Genomic DNA, 17,354 nt, shown 5'->3' on the forward strand with positions numbered 1-17,354 from the left:
GGTCCGGTGGCCGGCGCCGTCAGGCGGTGTAGGGGCGCAGGCGCTTGGCCTCGCGCAGGGCGTGGGCCCACCAGGCCAGCTGGTCGAGCATGGACTTGGCGGCGCCGTCGGCGGCCGGGTCGAGCACCTGGCCGTCGGCGTCGAACTTGTCGCCGTAGTCGTGGAAGCTGACGGTCTCGCGGACGGTGACGGCGTGCAGTTCGGCCAGCACCGGCCGCAGTTGCTCGACGGCCCGCAGGCCACCGGAGCGCCCGCCGTACGAGACGAAGCCGACCGGCTTGGCGTGCCACTGGTGGGTGTGGAAGTCGATGGCGTTCTTCAGCGGCGCCGGGAAGCTGTGGTTGTACTCGGGCGTGACGATCACGAAGGCGTCGGCGCTCTCCAGTCGCGGCGACACGGCGGCGAACTGCGCCTGGACGTCGGCGGGCAGCGGCGCGCCGAAGGCCGGGAAGGCGCTGGGCAGCGGGGTCGCGACCAGGTCGACGAGGTCCGTCTCCAGTCCCCCGCGTTCGGCGGCCCGGCGGAGCAGCCAGTCCGCGACGACGGGGCCGAACCGGCCCGCCCTGGTGCTGCCGAGGACGACCGCGACCCGCAGCCGGTCCTCGCCCGGGCCGGCCGGTTCGCCCGCCGCTGCCGCGGCGGTCACGTCCCGCTGAACGGTCACGTCCCGCTGATCGGCCGCCCGCGCCGTTCGGTGCGTCGTGGTCATGGGAATCCCCCTCGATGTGTACGCCGTATCGATCGAGATACAACGTACACAGCAGTATGTACGTTGTCTACTGCTGATACGCTGTACACAGACCCCCGGACAGAGGAGCCCGCCATGCCCGCCGACCAGCAACCGGACAGCCGGGCCAAGGGCGAGGAGAAGCCCCTGACCTCGCTCTGGGAGCGGCTGGAACGCCCGGCGCCCGCCCCGCGCTCCACCCTCACCCCGGAGCGGATCGCCGCCGTCGCGGTCGGCGTGGCCGACGCCGAAGGCCTCGACGCCGTCACCATGCGCCGGCTGGCCACCGAGTTGGGCGTGGCCCCGATGGCCGCCTACCGGTACGTCTCCGGCAAGGACGAACTCCTGGAACTGATGGTCGACTTCGTCTACGGCGAGCTGGCCCCCGCCGGGACCGGCGCCGACTGGCGGGAGGTCATGCGCACGCTGGCCCTACGGACCAGGGCCCTGCTGCTGGACCACCCCTGGATGGCCCAGGCCTCGGTCCTCGCCCTGACCCCGAACCAGCTGGCCGTACCGGAACGGGTCCTGACGGCGCTCGACGACCTCGGCCTCGACGCCGACCGGATGATGGCCGTCTTCCGCACCGTGACGGCGTACGCCAAGGGCGCGGCCGAGGCCGAGGTCGACCTGCTCCGGGAGATGCGCAAGCGGGGCTGGACCAGCGGGCACGACACCCGGACGGGGCTGGCCCCGCAGATGACCTGGCTGATGAGCACCGGCCGCTACCCGGCCTTCCACCGGTACGCCCTGAACGCCACCCGCAAGGACGACCCGCAGTGGCAGTTCGAGACCGGGCTGGACTGCGTCCTCGACGGCATCGCCGCCCGGATGGGCATCTGACCCGGCCTGGCCGGGACGGACGGCCCGAAGGCCACGGGAACGGGAACGGGAACGGGCCGGCGGACGAGGTGTCCGCCGGCCCGTTGCCGATGCCGTTCCGTGCTGCTGCGGTGCGGCAGTGCTCAGCGCCGCCCGGACCTGCCGCCGGAGCCCGAACCCTGACCCGGCCCCGAGCCGCCGGCCAGACCGGCCCGGCGCAGCGCGTCCGCCATGGCGCTGTTGCCCGCCGGGGCGCCACCGCCGGAGCCGCTGCCGGAGCCGCCACCGCCGGAGCCGCGCCGGTCCTGCCGCGGCGGGCGCGGTCCGCGCTCGCCGCCCCGGTCGCCGCCGCGTTCCCGACCGCCGCCGCCGGCGCCGGCGCCCTGCGGCCGGCCGACCTCGTCGTCGAGTCGCAGCGTCAGCCCGATCCGCTTGCGCGGCACGTCCACCGCGGTCACCCGGACCTTGACGATGTCACCGGGCTTGACCACCTCGCGCGGGTCCTTGACGAAGTTCTTCGACAGCGCGGACACGTGCACCAGGCCGTCCTGGTGGACGCCCACGTCCACGAAGGCGCCGAAGGCGGCGACGTTGGTGACCACGCCCTCCAGCACCATGCCGACCTCCAGGTCGCCGATCTTGTCGACACCCTCCTTGAAGGTCGCGGTCTTGAAGGCCGGGCGCGGGTCACGGCCCGGCTTGTCCAGTTCGCCGAGGATGTCGGTGACGGTCGGGACGCCGAAGGTGTCGTCCGCGAAGTCGCCGGGGCGCAGCGCCCGCAGAGCGCTGCTGTTGCCGATCAGCGAAGGCAGGTCGCCCCCGGTCGCGGCGAGGATCCGCCGCACCACCGGGTAGGCCTCGGGGTGCACGCTGGAGGCGTCCAGCGGGTCCTCCCCGCCGGGGATGCGCAGGAAGCCGGCGCACTGCTCGAAGGCCTTCGGGCCGAGCCGGGCGACGTCCTTGAGCGCCCGCCGGGTCCTGAACGGGCCGTTGGCGTCGCGGTGGGCGACGATGTTGTCGGCCAGCGTGCCGGTGATGCCGGAGACCCGGGTGAGCAGCGGGGACGAGGCGGTGTTGACGTCCACGCCGACGGCGTTGACGCAGTCCTCGACCACCGCGTCCAGCGAGCGGGAGAGCTTCAACTCGCTGAGGTCGTGCTGGTACTGGCCGACCCCGATCGACTTGGGGTCGATCTTGACCAGCTCGGCCAGCGGGTCCTGCAGCCGCCGGGCGATGGAGACCGCGCCGCGGATCGAGACGTTGAGGTCGGGCAGCTCCTGCGAGGCGTACGCGGAGGCGGAGTAAACCGAGGCACCGGCCTCGGAGACCATCGCCTTGGTGAGCTTCAGCTCCGGGTGCCGCTTGATCAGGTCCTCGGCGAGCTTGTCGGTCTCGCGGGAGGCGGTGCCGTTGCCGATCGCGACCAGGTCGACGTCGTGCTTCTTCGCCAGCGCCGCGAGGGTCGCGACCGAGGCGTCCCACTTGTTGGCCGGCTGGTGCGGGTAGATGGTGTCGTGGGCGACGACCTTGCCGGTGGCGTCGACCACCGCGACCTTCACGCCGGTACGGAAGCCCGGGTCCAGGCCCATCGTGGCGCGGGTGCCGGCGGGGGCGGCGAGCAGCAGGTCGCGCAGGTTGGCGGCGAAGACCCGGACGGCCTCGTCCTCGGCCTCCTGCCGCAGCCGGGTCCGCAGGTCGATGCCGAGCCGGACCAGGATGCGGGTGCGCCAGGCCCAGCGGACGGTGTCGCCCAGCCACCTGTCGCCCGGACGGCCGTGGTCGGCGACCCCGAAGCGGGCCGCGATCCGCTGCTCGTAGTCGCTCTGGCCGGGCAGGTCGCCGGAGTCCTGGCCGTCCTCGGGCGAGAGTTCGAGGTCGAGGACCTCCTCCTTCTCGCCGCGCAGCATCGCCAGGATGCGGTGCGAGGGGAGCTTGGTGTACGGCTCCGCGAAGTCGAAGTAGTCGGAGAACTTCGCCCCCTCCTGCTCCTTGCCGTCCCGGACGGTGGCGACCAGCCGGCCGCGGGTCCACATCCGCTCGCGCAGGGTGCCGATCAGGTCGGCGTCCTCCGCGAAGCGCTCGACCAGGATCGACCGGGCCCCCTCCAGCGCGGCGGCCCGGTCCGCGACCGACTCGTTGAGGTAGCCGTCGGCGGTGGCCTGCGGGTCCAGGCCGGGGTCGGCGAGCAGCGCGTCGGCGAGCGGCTCCAGGCCGGCCTCGCGGGCGATCTGCGCCTTGGTGCGGCGCTTGGGCTTGAACGGGAGGTAGATGTCCTCCAGCCGGGCCTTGGAATCGGCGGCCAGGATCTGCCCGCGCAGGACGTCGTCCAGCTTGCCCTGCGCCTCGACGGACTCCAGGATCGCGCTCCGGCGCTCCTCCAACTCGCGCAGGTAGCGCAGCCGCTCCTCCAGCGCGCGCAGCTGGGCGTCGTCGAGTTCGCCCGTCGCCTCCTTGCGGTACCGCGCGATGAAGGGGACGGTCGAGCCGCCGTCGAGCAGGTCGACCGCCGCCTTCACCTGCCCCTCGCGGACGCCGAGTTCCTCGGCGATCTTGCGCTCCACCGCCCGCTGGGCCGCCTGTTCGACTGCCGTGCTCACTAGCCGGTCACCTTCTCCAGTGTCGCCGCGTTGCCGGCGCCGTACGCCCAGCATGTACGCCCAGCATTCTGGCAGCCCCGGGGCCGCGCGCGGCGCCCGACATCCGTTCGCCCCCGTCGAACCTTCCCGGCACCCATGTCCGCGCCCGGGGCCGCGCCGCCGCCCCCGTACACTTCCGCCCATGGACGCCACGCCCGAGCAGCTCGAACGCATCATCCGCCTCGCCGCCGGGAGCTATCTGCTGGTGACCACGTACAAGAAGGACGGCAGCACCGTCGCCACCCCCGTCTGGGTCGTCCGCGACGGCAACGCCCTCGGCATCTGGACGGTCGCCGACTCCTGGAAGGTCAAGCGGATCCGCAACCGCGCCGACGTCCTGGTCGGCCCCTGCGACGTCCGCGGCAACCCCACCGGCGAGTCCGTCCCCGCCACCGCCGAGATCCTCTCCCCCGCCGCGACCGCCGCCTACCGCACCCTGCTGCGCCGCAAGTACGGCCTCCTCGGCGTGCTGACCCTGGCCGGAAGCAAGCTGCGCCGGGGCGACCAGGGGACGGTCGGGATCCGGATCACGCTCGCGGGGTGAGGGGGCCGGCGGGCCGGGCCTCGCGGCCCGGACCGCGCCCGGCAGGGCCGCGCCGCGGCGCCCGTCAGCACTGCGCCCGGGCCTCCGCGAGGGCCTGGAGAGTGTCGGGCGCTCCTGGGCAGCACGAGGGCGGCGCGTCGCCGCGGTCCGGGTACGGATCGTGGCCGCCGTGATTGCCTCCTCGTAGCACCTCCCGCCCGTGGAGACCTCGCCAGGTCGACGGGGGGCTGCGCGACGAGACGGGGAATCGCGAACTGGCGCTCCATGGCCGTCGCTTGAGCAAATCCTGGGCAATTCCCAGTGGGCCGACGAAGCGCGTTTCAAGGCTTTTCTCCATGGACTCTTCACCGGGCGGTGGATCGAAAGTCCGCCATGTGACGCACGCCACATCGACCCCATTGGCTGTCATGGTCCATCAATTCAGACATATCGCGAACATATGCGTTGACTGCTGATCATTCCGCCTGAAACTGTGCGGCTGTCCTCCGCGCGCACCATCTGCCGGGGACCGACCGAGCCGACGACCAGGGGAACCCGTGCACAGAACACCCAGGCCCGCGACCGGCCGTCCGTGGCCGACGGACCGTCCGTCCCGATCACGGCCGAAGCACCTCCGGGCCGGATCGGTGACCGCCGTCCTGTCGCTGGCCGCAGGCCTGCTCTCGCTCGCCCCGATCGCCGCGCAGGCGGCCGGCGCCACGGACTTCCAGGCGGCGGTGCAGGCGTCGGACGCCAGGCACAGCGGCGAACTGTTGTCCCCGCGACCCGCCGACCTGGCCGTCGCCGAGGCGAAGAGGACCGGCAAGGACGTACCGATCCCCTCCCTGACCGACGAGTTCAGCACGTCGTTCGCCACTCCCACCGGAAAGATCCGGCAGGAACAGCACATGGACGCGCAGCGCACCAAGCGCTCGGACGGCAGCTGGGCAGCGTTGGACGACAGTCTGGTGCGGCAGGCGGACGGCTCGCTGGCCCCTGCGGCGGCGAGCGAGCGGCTCGTCATCTCGGGCGGTGGCACCGGTCCCCTGGCGACGATGACCACCGAGGACGGCAAGCAGCTCGCGGTCGGCTCGCCCTTCCCCGGCGCGCTGCCCGTCCCGGCAGTGAGCGGCAACAGCGCCCTGTTCAGGTCGGTGGCCCCGGACACCGACCTGAAGGTGACGGCCACCAAGTTCGGCGGCTACACCACCGTCCTGGTGCTGCACACCCCCACGGCGGCCGCGAACCCGGCCGTCCGGTCGCTCAGCTTCCCCGCCACGGCCGTGGGGTTGGAGCTCTCCTCCGCCCCGGACGGAAGCCTTCGGGCGACCAGCGGGGACGACACCGTGTTCACCGCGCCCACCCCGCGGATGTGGTCGGCGGCGGCCCCTGCGGGCGCGGCGGCCAAGCCGGCCGGAAGCGCCACCGCACAGGGCGCCGAGGACGCGCCCGGCGCGGGGTCCGGGCCGGGCGGCGCGAACAAGCAGGCGCCGGACACCCGCAGCACCTCCGGTGGACCGGGCCCGAGGGCCACCACGGCGGAGATCCCGATCACGGCGAGCGCGGACGCGAAGGGCAAGGGCGCCATCAGGCTGTCGCCGGGCCCCGAGTTGCTGGACGGCGCTAACACCAAGTACCCGATCTACGTCGACCCCTCCTGGTCGAACGACGCCCGCGGCAAGAGCCACCACGCCTGGGTGATGTCGGGCCGGACCGACACCGGCAACTTCGACCGGACCGGCTCCGCCGACCACGACCACCCCGGCGTCGGTTACCAGGGCTGGGAGGCACCCAAGGGTGTCGAGCGGGCACTGTACGAGTTCGACATCAGCGGCTACCTTCCCGACACCGCGGTCAGCTACGCCAACCTGCACGTCTCGCAGTACGTCTCCTCGGACTGGTCCTGCACCACGGCCTACCCCGTGAACGTGTACCGGGCCGAGGCCTTCGACAGCAAGGTCAACTGGAACAACCACGCCGTCCGCGAGTGGGTGGCAGGCCAGAACGTCCCCGGCAACGGCACCAACTCCGCCTGCTACAACGACCTCGGCGTCGACTTCAACGTCACCGCGCCGATGCGCGGCGCACTGGCGGACACCGGGAAGCCGCTGGCCTTCGCCCTGCTCGGCAAGGAAGGCACCGGTGACCGGACGGGCTTCAAGCGCTTCGCCTGGGACGCCGTCCTGTCCACCGAGTACGACCACGTGCCGCTGACGCCGGGCGACCCCATGGCCCGCCCCACGCCGCACCGGGTCACGGCCGCGAGCAACGACGCCTGCTGGAACGCCCCGCTGTCCTCGTACGGCTGGATCACCGACACGACGGTCACCCTGACCTCGACGGTCAGCAGCCACAACCAGCCGAGGCTCACCGAGTTCGTCAACCTCTGGGACAACTCCGTCGCGGGCTCGCCGGGGGTGGCCGCCGGCTGGTCGGACTTCGTCCCCAACGGCAGCCGCGCCGCCTACGCCGTGCCCCGTGGCGCGTTGAAGGACGGCCACCACTACGGCTGGCAGACCCAGGGCGACGACGGCCTGCTCCGCGGTCCCGGCAGCGCCGTCTGCCACTTCGCGGTCGACACCACCCCGCCGGCCGTCGCGTTCGGTGCCTTCACCGACCTCAACACCCAGTTCCCGCCGTCGGGCAGCGGGCAGTTCACCAAACTGCACCTGGGCGACACCGGCCACTTCCCGTTCACCGCCTCCGACCCGAACCCCTCCGGGCTGCTCGCGTCCGGCGTCTCCTGCGTCCGCTGGGGGTACGACCCGCAGCTGCCGGAGGACGCGTCCGACCAGGTCTGCGGCACCCCGCTGAGCGTCACGGACATCACCACCAAGCCCGTGCGGTGGGGCACCAACACCCTCTACCTGAGGGTGTACGACGAGGCCGGGAACATGTCCCGGACGGAGTCGTACTCCTTCTACGTGCCGCCGGCCCTGGGCACGGCCGCGTACGGCGACATCACCGGCGACGCGCGTCCCGACATCATCACCGCGGATGCGGCGGGCAACCTGGTGACCTACGGCCCCGGCACCGAGCCGGGCACCGCCAGGACCGAACCGACCAGCACGGCAGCGGTCGTCGATCAGGCACCGGAAGCACCGGGGAACGTCCCGCACTCCTGGGCCAACTTCCGTGTCACGCACCGTGGTTCGATGAAACAGGGCGCCAGGAATGACGATCTGTTCGTGCATCGTGACGGCGGTGACACGCTGTACTACTTCATGAACTCCCCCTGGCAACAAGGCCACTTCGACCTGGGAAGCGCCACCACCCTGACCCGGCCGAACTGCGTCGACCTCGCCGCCTGCCCGGGCTACGCCCAGGACCAGAACTGGCAGTACACCTCCCAGATCACCCCGATCGGTGCCGCCGTGCCGACCCGCACCCCCAGCAGGGACGCCATCGGCGCCACCGGTTTCCTGGCCGTCGAGGGTGCCGACCTCTGGTACTTCCCGCCATTGGCAGGAACCAGCCTGCGCTCGCCCCTGCGGGTCTCCGCAGGCCTCTGGGACAACGTCGACCTGATGATCCCGGGCAACACGCTCGCCGCCGGCCCCGCCGGATCCGCCGCCGCCCCCGCCCTGTGGGCCCGGGCCCGCACCAGCGCCGGCGGCCGCACGGCGGGCGACATCCACCAGTACGCCCTGACCGTCGAGACCCGTACCGACGAGTGGGGCGCCTACACCGTCGTCTCGGGCGTGACCGCTAGTCCGGCCACGAGCATCGGCAGCGGCTTCACCACCGCGGCCTACCCCGTGGTCGGCGCCGACGGCGACCAGACCGACGACGCCGATCCCGTCCCCGATCTCTGGGGCAAGGACAGCAGCGGGTCCCTGCACATCTTCCCGGGAGTCGTCACCGACAAGCAGGTCAGTTCGATCGGCGCCGACTTCTACGCCGGCAAGACCCGGACACCCGACTTTCAGCTGAAGCTCAAGGGGGACGCGACCGCCAGACCCGCCGGGATCGGCACCACCGCCTCCGGACTGGCCTTCACCGAGGACAGCGTCAACGGCATCGCCACCAAGGTCGCCACCTTCAACGGCAACAACTCCGTCCTCGCCACCACCTCACCCGTCATCGACACCCGCCAGAGCTTCACCATCAGCACCTGGGCGAGGTCCACGGGTGTCGGCAGCGTCCTCGCGAGCCAGGACACCGTCCACGCCAGCAGCTTCATCCTCTGGAGCGAGGGCACCGGCGGAGCCTGGCGATTTGGCCTCGCCACCGCGGACGACTACAACTGGCCCTACCAGTACACCGACATCACCAACAGCGCCGCACTCGTGCAGAGCGGCAAGTGGACCCGGCTCACCGCCACCTACAACGCCACCACCGGCGGGATGAGCCTCTACGTGGACGGCGTCCTGGCCGGCAGCTCCTACCACAGCGCCGCCACCAGCCCCGCGCCCAGCGGCAACCTCGTGCTGGGCCGCTACAAGTACCAGGGAGCGCCGACCGTCAGCTTCAGCGGCAGCCTCAGTGACTTCGCGGTCTACAACACCGCACTGCCCGACGCCCCCAGCACCACGTCCGTCCGTCACGCCTCCAGCGACCGCTGCCTGGACGTCCCCGGCAACGACACCGCCCAGGGTGTCCGGATCCTTGCCTGCAACAACAGCCCCGCCCAGAGCTTCACCCTGAACCCCGCCACCGGCAGCATCACCGCCGGCGGCAAGTGCCTCGACATCACCGGCGGCGGTACCGCGAACGGAACCGGTATCGGCCTCGGGACGTGCTCCCCCGGAGCCGTGAACCAGACCTGGACCCCCCGGGCCGACGGCAGCCTCCGCAACCCCGGCTCGGGCCGGTGCCTCGACCTCCCGAACAACGACATCACCCAGGGGAATCGCCTGGCACTCTTCGACTGCAACGGCAGCCCCGCACAGACCTGGAGCATCCTCACCGCCAAGACCCCTGTGCTGCCCGTCAACCCCTGACGCCCGCACACCGGTAGCACCGGCACCGAAGAGACGGCAGGGCCCGCGGCGCACCTTCGCGCCGCGGGCCCGGCCCGTTCCCGGCCGGCGTCAGCCCAGGCCGAGTGCCCCGGCGCCGGCGGCTTCGCGCGGCGCCGGCGCCGGCGGGACGGGCGTGTCGGGACCGCAGGCGGTCTTGACCATGAGGGCGTCGAACGCGGCGGCGGCGCGGGCCGGGTCGGCGGCCTCGTACGGGTTGGCGGAGAGGGCCACCTGATGACGGCCCCCGAGGTCGCCGAACAGGACGGTGCTGTAGCCCGCGATGCCGCCGTCGTGGCCCCAGAAGTCGCCGCAGGGCAGCGTGCGGCGGGTCAGCCCGAGACCGTACTGGAAGGAGCCGTCCTCGTCGATCGGGACGGTGGTCGTCATCTCCTTCAGCTGGGCGGGGCGCAGCAGCCGGCCGCCGAGCAGGGCGGCGTTGAAGCGGGCCAGGTCGTCGGTGGTGGAGATGCCGGCCCCGGCGGCGTAGGCGATCGAGGGATTGAGCCGGCTGACGTCCACGCGCTCGCCGGAGGCCCGCACGAGGTAGCCGTGGGCGTACCGGCCCGGGATCGTGGTGGAGGTGGTCGGCATGCTGGTGCTGTCGAGGCCGAGCGGGCGGATGATCCGGCGTTCGACCTCCTGGTTCCAGCTGTGGCCGGTGACCTTCTCGATCATCATGCCGATCGCCACGTAGTTGGTGTTGGAGTAGCTCCACCGCTGGCCGGGCGGGAATTCGGGGGCGTGCCGGCCCGCGATGTCCAGCAGTTGCTGCGGCTCGTAGGTGGTCCACCGGCCGGTGGTGAGCCAGGTGCCCAGTTCGGCGTCGTCGTGGAAGTAGACGCTCGGGTCGCCGAGGTAGTCGTACAGGCCGCTGGTGTGGTTGAGCAGTTGGCGCACGGTGATCCCCTCCCCGCCGCGCACCGACCCGGGCAGGTAGCGCTCGATCGGCGTGTCCAGCCCGACCTTGCCCTCGCCGACGAGTTGCAGGACGACGGTGGCGACGAAGGTCTTGGTGACGCTGCCGATCCGGAACCGTCCGTCGGCGCGGGCCGCGGCGCCGCTGTCCAGGTCCGCCTGTCCGGCGGCTCCGCGCCAGACCGTCCGCCCGTGGTCCCGGACCTCGCCGAGGGCGGCCGAGACGCCGGCCTCGGTGATCAACGCTTCGAGGGCCCGGTCCAGTGCGGCGGAGCCGCCGTGACGGGCCTCGGCCACCGTCGCGTCGCCCGGTGCGGACCCGGCGCCGGTGGCCGAGGCGGTGGGCGCGAAGGCCAGCAGGGCGGCGCCGGCCAGCATCCCGGCGCCGATCCGGCGAGCGGCCGTGCGGCCGCCGGTGCGGCGGGCGCGGCCGGTGCGCGGGGCGGTCGACTGTGCGTCAGACATGGTTGTTCCCTCCCGGGCCGGTCCCCTCCGGCCTCACGGCCAGCCTGGCACCGGCCCGGGAGTGCGGGCATCGTCCTGCGGAGCGGTCCGGCCTCACCCTGCGGGATGGCGGCCCGTCAGCCTCGGTGAGGAGCCGTGGCCGGATCCGGCTCGGGGTCGCGGCCGGTGGAGGCCGGTGTCACCGCCCCGGCGCCGTCCGGGGTGTCCGCTCGACCCGGGTGGTTCAGGCCATCCAGAAGAACACCGCCGTCATGCGCTTCTCCTCCAGGGTGCTGCCCCAGTAGCCGGTCGCGGTGTGGATCAGGTTGGAGGTGTAGAGCAGCAGGCGGTTGTACCGGTTCGGCACCCGGACGTCCTCGGTGAACGCGTCGGCGGGGACGAAGCGGGTGCCCAGGGCGTCCACCAGGTTGTTGTGCGGGGCCGTCACCAGATTGCCGCCGAGCCGCCCGCCGGGCATGCTCTGCCGGTAGAAGCTGGTGCCGGTGTCCTTGGGCACGTCCGGGTTGAGGTAGAGCACCGCGGCGTAGCGGCAGAGCGCCCGGGAGTCGGTGTGCGGGCGGGGCTCGCACTCGTCCTTGCCGACCACCTGGATGCAGTTGTGGTTGAGGGTGGCGCCGCCGGGCGCGGTCTCCGCCCAGAGCCGGGTGGCGCCGGTCGCCCGTCGTACCAGCTTCTCGATGTGGGCGAGTTCGTCCGGTTCGAGGCCGGGCATGGTCCGCAGTCCCGGCCAGCTCTCCGGCTTGTGCGGGTAGCCTTCGGCCCAGTCGTCGCGGGCGAGGACGCGGGCGCGCACGGCGTCGATGTCGGGCAGTGCGTCGTCGAGGATCCAGTAGTCCCGCCCGGGTGTGGGTTTGCGGTAGGGCAGCACGGGGAGCCCCGAGGGCCTCCGGGGTTGTGAGGGCATGTCGGTGACGATACGGACGGAGTTCGTCAGCGCTCGCCCGCGCTTTGGTCAATGTTCATCAAAATCCGGAGGCCGTGCCGATCCGGAGCCGACCGCCCCGGGGCGGACCGGATCGGCCGGCGCGCGACATCGGGCGCGCCCGGAAACACGCTCGGCGGGAACGGCCGGGCATGGCCTAACGTCGGCCGCATGGACACAACCGACTACATCGCGGCCCTGCGCCGCGACAGTGCCCGCCTGGCGGCCGCCGCCGAGGGCGGTCTCACGGCACGGGTGCCGAGTTGCCCGGATTGGACGGTGGCCGACCTGGTCTGGCACACCGGAGTGGTGCACCGGTTCTGGCGGCTGGTCGCCGCCGGGGAGATCGCCGGCCCCGAGCAGCACACCGAGCCGCCGCGGCCGGCCGATCCGGACCTGGTCGCCTGGTTCGCCGAGGGTGCCGAACGCGTCGCGGGCGTCCTGGCGGCGCTGGACCCGGCGCTCCCCCGGTGGACTTGGGCGGACCGCGCGGACGCCGGGTTCATCCAGCGCCGGACGGCCCAGGAGACCGCCGTGCACGCCTGGGACGCGGTGAACGCCGCCGGCCGGGACGAACCGGTCGAGCGGGCCCTCGCACTGGACGGCGTGGACGAGTTGCTGGCCCACTTCCTGCCGGCCGTTGCGCCCGCCGGGCTGGCCGAGGCCGGGCTGCACCTGCACGCCACCGACGGCGCGGCGGGCGAGGCCGGCGGCGAGTGGACGCTGCGGGCGGTGGACGGCGGGTGGCGGATCGGCCACGAGCACGGCAAGGGCGCGGCCGCCGCCCGGGGCACCGCCTCGGACCTGCTGCTGCTCCTCTGGGGCCGGCGCCCGGCCGAGCGGCTGGAGGTGTTCGGCGACCCGGACGCGCTCAAGGCCTACCTGGCGAACTTCGTCCGCGCCTGAGCGGCGGCCGCGCCCGCCCGCCCGCGTTCGCGGCGCGGCGCGGCGCGGCGCGGGCGGCGCGGGCGGCGCGGCTACTTCCGGCCGTTGACCCAGGTGAGGCCCCAGCCGTAGGCCTGGTCGATGAACTGGTGGTCCGAGAAGTCGGGGGTGCGCTGGTAGTACCGGCCCTGCCGGTGGACGGTGAGGCCGGTGCCGTCGTTCTCCAGCAGCGCGACCACGCAGCTGGTGGCCGGGAACTCGCAGCCGTCGACGGCGAGTTCCACCGGGGGCCCGCCCGCGGGGAAGAGCGTCGCCAAGCCGTTGAGGCCGGTCAGCGGACGGAGGTCGAAGGCGAAGGCGAAGATCAGCAGCCGCTTGATCTCGGCGGCCCGGTCGAGGTTGATCCAGAGGTCCTCGCCGGTGGCGAGCGAGCCGGTGCGGTCGTCGTTGGCCAGCTGGATGAAGGGGGGCGCGTAGAGGTTCCCGAACTTCTGGCCGACCGCCTGGACGATGTCCCTGCTGCCGTCCTGGAGCTCCCAGAGGCAGGCGAGGTCCAGGTCCCGGCCGCTGTCCTGCGGTGCCTGGCCGGCTCCCTGCGCGCCCCGGAGCTTCTTGCCGAGCCAGCCGCCGCGCTCCGGTCCCTTCGGCGCCGCGCCGGCGGGCGTCCAGTTGAGGTTCACCCGCATCAGGCCACCGGTCGCGCCGTGCTTGGTGAGCGAGAGCGCCGGGTCCTCGGCGGTCAGCGAGACCTTGCTGAGGTTGAGCGGCGCGGCGGCCGGCGGGGCCTGGCCGTCGCCCCCGTACGACGGCTGGACCTGGGCCTGGCCCGGAGCCGGCTCGGGGTACGGCTGCGCGACCGGAGCCGGGTACGGAGCGGGAGCCGGGTAGGGGCCCGGTACCGCGGGGTACGGCTGCGGGACCGGAGCGGGGGCCGGGTACGGGAGAGGCTGGGCGAGCGTCGGGGCGGGCGGCACCGGCGGCGCCCCGAACTGCCGGGGGTCCGGCGCCGAGGGCAGCGGCTGCGGCGGGTACGGGGACGGCGGGTACGGCGCCGACGGCGGGCCCGGGACCTGCTGCGGCTGCGCGTACTGCTGGGGGTCCGGGAGTCGGAAGTGCTCCGGCTCCGGCGCGGGGGCGGACGGCACCGCGGGCTGCGCCGGCGGCGTGGCGAACGGGTGCTGCGCGGCCGCGGGCCCGGGGGCCGGCTCGAACTCCGGGGCCGGCACCGGGGCGGACGCCCGCGCCGGGCTCGGCACCGGCACCGGCACCGGCTCGGCATCGACCTGGATGCCGTAGTCGGTGGCCAGCCCCGCCAGCCCGGAGTCGTAACCCTGGCCGACCGCGCGGAACTTCCAGCCCTCGCCCCGCCGGTACAGCTCGCCGAGGACGAAGGCGGTCTCGGTGCTGGCCCCGGTGTCCTCGAAGCGGACCAGCTCCTGCCCGGAGTCCGCGTCCAGCACCCGCAGGTGCAGGCCGGGCAGGCCGCCGAAGTTCCCGCCGTCGCTGGAGGCGGCCAGCAGGACGGTCTGCACGGCCGGTTCGAGCGCGGCGAGCGACACGGTCAGGGTGTCGACGACGCCGCCGGGGAGCTGCTGCTTCCCGAGGTGGCGGACCGCGCCGGAGGCGTCCTGCGGCTGGTTGTAGAAGACGAAGTCGTCGTCGGAGCGGACCTTGCCGCCGGCGAGCAGCAGCGCGGAGGCGTCGGCGTCGGGCACGCCCGGTCCGCTCCGCCAGCCGAGTTCGACGCGGACACCGGCCGCGGCCAGCGGCACGTTCGCGCCCTTCGGTATCACCATCAGCGGCCAGACCTTCCCCTGTGCTCAACAGACCTGCTCCGCCCCACGGTAGCGCCGGAGCGGTCAGGAGCGTGCGGGAGTACCGGCCCCGGGGCCGTTCCCGGGCCGGTCCGGCGCGGGTGACGGGCCCGGGCGCCTACCCTGTCCGGGTGGCGGGCACCGCGGCGGCCGGCGCCGGCGGGTTCCCGGTCCCCGGCCGGACATCCCGGCCGGACACCCGCCCGCGCACCTGCCCGCCGTCGGGACGTCCTCACGGCGGCCCGCCCCACCGCCTCCGGAGTGCGAGTACATGACCGACTTCCTGGTGATCGGCGAGTGCGTCGCCGACATCGTCCGCGTGCCCGGCCGGGCCGACGTCCCGCACCCGGGCGGCAGCCCCGCCAACGTCGCGTACGGGCTGGCCCGGCTGGGCCGGCCGGTGACGCTGCTGACCCAGCTGGGCCGGGACGCCATGGGCGGGCTGATCGGTGCCCATCTGCGCTCGGCGGGCGTCCGGGTGCTGACGGACGGCAGTCCGGAGGTGCGGACGCCCACGGCGGTGGTCAGCCTCGACGGGGAGGGCCGGGCCTCGTACACCTTCGACTTCGACTGGACCTTGCGGCCGGTGGAGCCGCCGGCCGCGCCGCGGCACGTGCACCTCGGGTCGGTGGCGGCCGTCCGGGAGCCGGGCGCGGCGACCGTGGTCGCGCTGGCGGAGCGGCTGCGGGCGGACGCCTCGGTGAGCTACGACCCGAACATCAGGCCGGCGCTGTCGGGGGCCCGGGCCGGGGCACTGGCCGGGGTGGAGCGCTGTGTGGCGCTCAGCGACCTGGTGAAGGCCAGTGACGAGGACCTGGCCTGGCTGTACCCGGGCGAGCCCGTCGGGCGGGTGGCGGCCCGCTGGCTGGCGGCCGGGCCGGCGGTGGTCGTGGTGACCCGCGGCGGTGAGGGCGCGGTGGGTTTCACCCGGTCCGCCGAGGTGGCCTGCCCGGCGGTCCGCAGCACGGTGGTGGACACGGTGGGCGCCGGCGACTCCTTCATGTCCGCGGCCCTGGACGCCCTCGCCGCCCGTTCGCTGCTCGGCGGGCCGGCCCGGGCGGCGCTCACCGCCCTGGACGGGCCTGCGCTGGCGGAGGTCCTGCGGCAGGCCGCGACGGCCGCCGCCGTCACCGTGTCCCGGGCGGGGGCGAATCCGCCGGACACCGCGGAGCTGCGCGCGGCAGGCTCGGCCCCGCTCGGGGAGATGCGCGCGGCCGGCGGGCCCGAGTAGCGCGGGGGCCGCAGCCGTGCCGTGTGCGGGGCCCGGTCCCGGCCGGTCCGGTCGACCGGCCGCCGGTGGGCCGACCCTCCGGGCCCGCCCTCCGCCGCGGGCCCGTCCCGGGCTGTTAGGCGCTCAGGCCGCGCAGTGCCGTCATCAGTTCCTCGGGTGCGGCGACGGAGAAGGTCCGGGTCGTCCCGTCGATCCGGGTCAGGCAGGTCACCGCGCCCTGGTGCCACCAGTACAGGCGCGGCGAGAGCGGGCCGGGGTTGTCCTGGTGGGCGCCGAGCCCGAGGGCCGCCAGGTCGTTGACGGCGCCGACCGCGTGCCGGTCGGCCACCGGGTGGAACACCAGCAGGTGGCGGCTGGGGACGGTGAACAGCACTCCGTGCTCGGGGACTTCGCGCCCGGTCAGGGAGCGCACGAGGTCGGCCATGACCAGGGCCTTGCTGGCGACGAACAGCGACGGGCCGGAGACGCTGTGCAGGGTGGCGCCGCTCTCGGTGGGTATCACCTCGTGCCGGGCGGGCTCGGCGAGCAGGTTGGCCCGTCCGGCGGTGCGCAGCGCGTCGAGGCCGGCGCGGGCGACGTCCTGGTCGGTGAGCAACCGGACGGAGTCCGGGAGGTCCAGGGCGAGGGCCTCCAGCAGTCCGGTGGCGACCGGGCGGGTGTAGCGGAAGGAGTCGGCCATCGCCTCGGGCGGGAGGGAGTCGTCCGGGACGAGCCGCAGGTAGGCGCCGCGCAGGAGTTGGTCGGCGCCGTCGTCCATCGTCCGGCCGGCGTTCGCCAGCGCGCCGAAGTGCCGTTCCACCAGTCGGGGCCAGCTCTGCGGGTCGGACCGCCGGCAGTTCTCGGCGAGGTTGAACAGGCAGTTGGTGCCCTGGGGCGCGTGCACGGTGTCGCCGGCGACGGTCACGGGGACTCCCCGGCGGGCGAGTTCGTGGCGGACGAGTTCGCGCAGGCGCTCGGCCTCGTCGACGGTCAGGGCGGGCAGGTGCGGGTCGTACGGGGCTGCGGTCTTCTTCGACCGGAAGAACATCATGATCCGACTCTAGTTCGGGGCGCCGGGGCGGCCGTTCGGCCGATGCCGGCCCGCGTCCCCGGCCCGCTTCCCCGGCCCGCTTCCCCGGGCGGCGTCCCCCGGCGGCGTCCCCGGACGGCGGGCAGTGCCGTGCCGTGGGCGTCCGTCAGCTGTGCGCCGGACGGGCGGAGTTGTGCGGCCGTGGCCGGCGGCGCCGGTGGAGCGGGTACGCAGGGGGAGCGTCCCGGACGCCTCCCACGCCCTCGCCCCTTCTCCGATCGAGAGCCCTCATGACCCGAACCACGGTGCCCCGGAGACTCGCCTCCGCCCTGCTCGTCGTCACCGGTCTGCGGACGCGGATCGGCAGCGAGACCGGCACGGCGATCACCAGGATCATCAGCCCGTCGAACATCTGCACCCTGTCCGGGACGGATCAGGGCC

Annotated in this window: 11 protein-coding genes; 5 read left to right on the plus strand and 6 right to left on the minus strand. The window is 73.8% G+C overall.

From position 1 onward, the window contains the following. Window positions 1-19: 19 nt before the first annotated feature. A complete protein-coding gene (locus tag J2S46_RS10165; RefSeq protein ID WP_191290523.1) occupies window positions 20-709 on the minus strand; it encodes an NADPH-dependent FMN reductase in 690 nt (229 codons plus the stop codon). Between the two features lie 114 nt (window positions 710-823). Between J2S46_RS10165 and J2S46_RS10170 the strand changes: the two genes are divergently transcribed. Next, window positions 824-1,570 (plus strand): TetR/AcrR family transcriptional regulator, encoded by a 747-nt coding sequence (locus J2S46_RS10170; RefSeq protein ID WP_191290522.1) that lies wholly within the window; start codon window positions 824-826, stop codon window positions 1,568-1,570. A 122-nt stretch (window positions 1,571-1,692) separates the two neighbouring features. Here the strand turns inward: J2S46_RS10170 and J2S46_RS10175 are convergent, their stop codons facing one another. Then, window positions 1,693-4,146, minus strand: coding sequence for a Tex family protein (locus J2S46_RS10175; protein ID WP_229912793.1), 2,454 nt, complete (start codon window positions 4,144-4,146; stop codon window positions 1,693-1,695). Window positions 4,147-4,327: 181 nt separating this feature from the next. Here J2S46_RS10175 and J2S46_RS10180 point away from each other — a divergent pair, with 181 nt between their 5' ends. Together J2S46_RS10180 and J2S46_RS10185 are read left to right on the plus strand one after the other, a co-directional pair. Then, on the plus strand, window positions 4,328-4,729 hold the full coding sequence (locus tag J2S46_RS10180) for a PPOX class F420-dependent oxidoreductase (protein ID WP_191290520.1): 402 nt from the start codon (window positions 4,328-4,330) through the stop codon (window positions 4,727-4,729). Between the two features lie 626 nt (window positions 4,730-5,355). Continuing rightward, on the plus strand, window positions 5,356-9,651 hold the full coding sequence (locus J2S46_RS10185) for a ricin-type beta-trefoil lectin domain protein (RefSeq protein ID WP_191290519.1): 4,296 nt from the start codon (window positions 5,356-5,358) through the stop codon (window positions 9,649-9,651). Between the two features lie 90 nt (window positions 9,652-9,741). Here J2S46_RS10185 and J2S46_RS10190 read toward each other — a convergent pair whose 3' ends face one another. Beyond that, entirely contained in the window at window positions 9,742-11,052 is a 1,311-nt protein-coding gene (locus J2S46_RS10190) for a serine hydrolase domain-containing protein (RefSeq protein ID WP_191290518.1), read from the minus strand. A gap of 223 nt (window positions 11,053-11,275) precedes the next feature. After that, window positions 11,276-11,956: a DUF6445 family protein gene (locus tag J2S46_RS10195; protein WP_191290517.1), complete on the minus strand. Its 681-nt coding sequence runs from the start codon at window positions 11,954-11,956 to the stop codon at window positions 11,276-11,278. 189 nt (window positions 11,957-12,145) lie between these two features. Here J2S46_RS10195 and J2S46_RS10200 point away from each other — a divergent pair, with 189 nt between their 5' ends. Further along, window positions 12,146-12,880 carry a maleylpyruvate isomerase family mycothiol-dependent enzyme gene (locus J2S46_RS10200; protein ID WP_191290516.1) on the plus strand — a complete coding sequence of 245 codons (735 nt, stop codon included), beginning with the start codon at window positions 12,146-12,148 and terminating at the stop codon, window positions 12,878-12,880. Window positions 12,881-12,951: 71 nt separating this feature from the next. Here the strand turns inward: J2S46_RS10200 and J2S46_RS10205 are convergent, their stop codons facing one another. Further along, window positions 12,952-14,655, minus strand: a complete 1,704-nt coding sequence (locus J2S46_RS10205; RefSeq protein WP_191290515.1) for a TerD family protein — start codon at window positions 14,653-14,655, stop codon at window positions 12,952-12,954. A 289-nt stretch (window positions 14,656-14,944) separates the two neighbouring features. On the opposite strand from J2S46_RS10205, the gene J2S46_RS10210 reads away from it, so the two are divergent. Beyond that, the gene (locus J2S46_RS10210) at window positions 14,945-15,904 is read left to right on the plus strand and encodes a carbohydrate kinase family protein (protein ID WP_191290514.1); all 960 of its coding nucleotides are present in this window, start codon (window positions 14,945-14,947) and stop codon (window positions 15,902-15,904) included. A gap of 115 nt (window positions 15,905-16,019) precedes the next feature. Here the strand turns inward: J2S46_RS10210 and J2S46_RS10215 are convergent, their stop codons facing one another. Next, on the minus strand, window positions 16,020-16,934 hold the full coding sequence (locus J2S46_RS10215) for a hypothetical protein (RefSeq protein ID WP_191290513.1): 915 nt from the start codon (window positions 16,932-16,934) through the stop codon (window positions 16,020-16,022). Between the last annotated feature and the right edge of the window lie 420 nt (window positions 16,935-17,354).

Origin of the sequence: Kitasatospora herbaricolor (genome assembly GCF_030813695.1) — a bacterium.
GTDB classification, from domain to species: domain Bacteria; phylum Actinomycetota; class Actinomycetes; order Streptomycetales; family Streptomycetaceae; genus Kitasatospora; species Kitasatospora herbaricolor.

Bases quoted from the DNA above. Each gene is read 5' to 3' on its own strand.
- J2S46_RS10165 (WP_191290523.1), bottom strand. From the start codon at position 709: ATGACCACGACGCACCGAACGGCGCGGGCGGCCGATCAGCGGGACGTG.
- J2S46_RS10170 (WP_191290522.1), top strand. From the start codon at position 824: ATGCCCGCCGACCAGCAACCGGACAGCCGGGCCAAGGGCGAGGAGAAG.
- J2S46_RS10180 (WP_191290520.1), top strand. From the start codon at position 4,328: ATGGACGCCACGCCCGAGCAGCTCGAACGCATCATCCGCCTCGCCGCC.
- J2S46_RS10190 (WP_191290518.1), bottom strand. From the start codon at position 11,052: ATGTCTGACGCACAGTCGACCGCCCCGCGCACCGGCCGCGCCCGCCGC.
- J2S46_RS10195 (WP_191290517.1), bottom strand. From the start codon at position 11,956: ATGCCCTCACAACCCCGGAGGCCCTCGGGGCTCCCCGTGCTGCCCTAC.
- J2S46_RS10200 (WP_191290516.1), top strand. From the start codon at position 12,146: ATGGACACAACCGACTACATCGCGGCCCTGCGCCGCGACAGTGCCCGC.
- J2S46_RS10205 (WP_191290515.1), bottom strand. From the start codon at position 14,655: ATGGTGATACCGAAGGGCGCGAACGTGCCGCTGGCCGCGGCCGGTGTC.
- J2S46_RS10210 (WP_191290514.1), top strand. From the start codon at position 14,945: ATGACCGACTTCCTGGTGATCGGCGAGTGCGTCGCCGACATCGTCCGC.
- J2S46_RS10215 (WP_191290513.1), bottom strand. From the start codon at position 16,934: ATGATGTTCTTCCGGTCGAAGAAGACCGCAGCCCCGTACGACCCGCAC.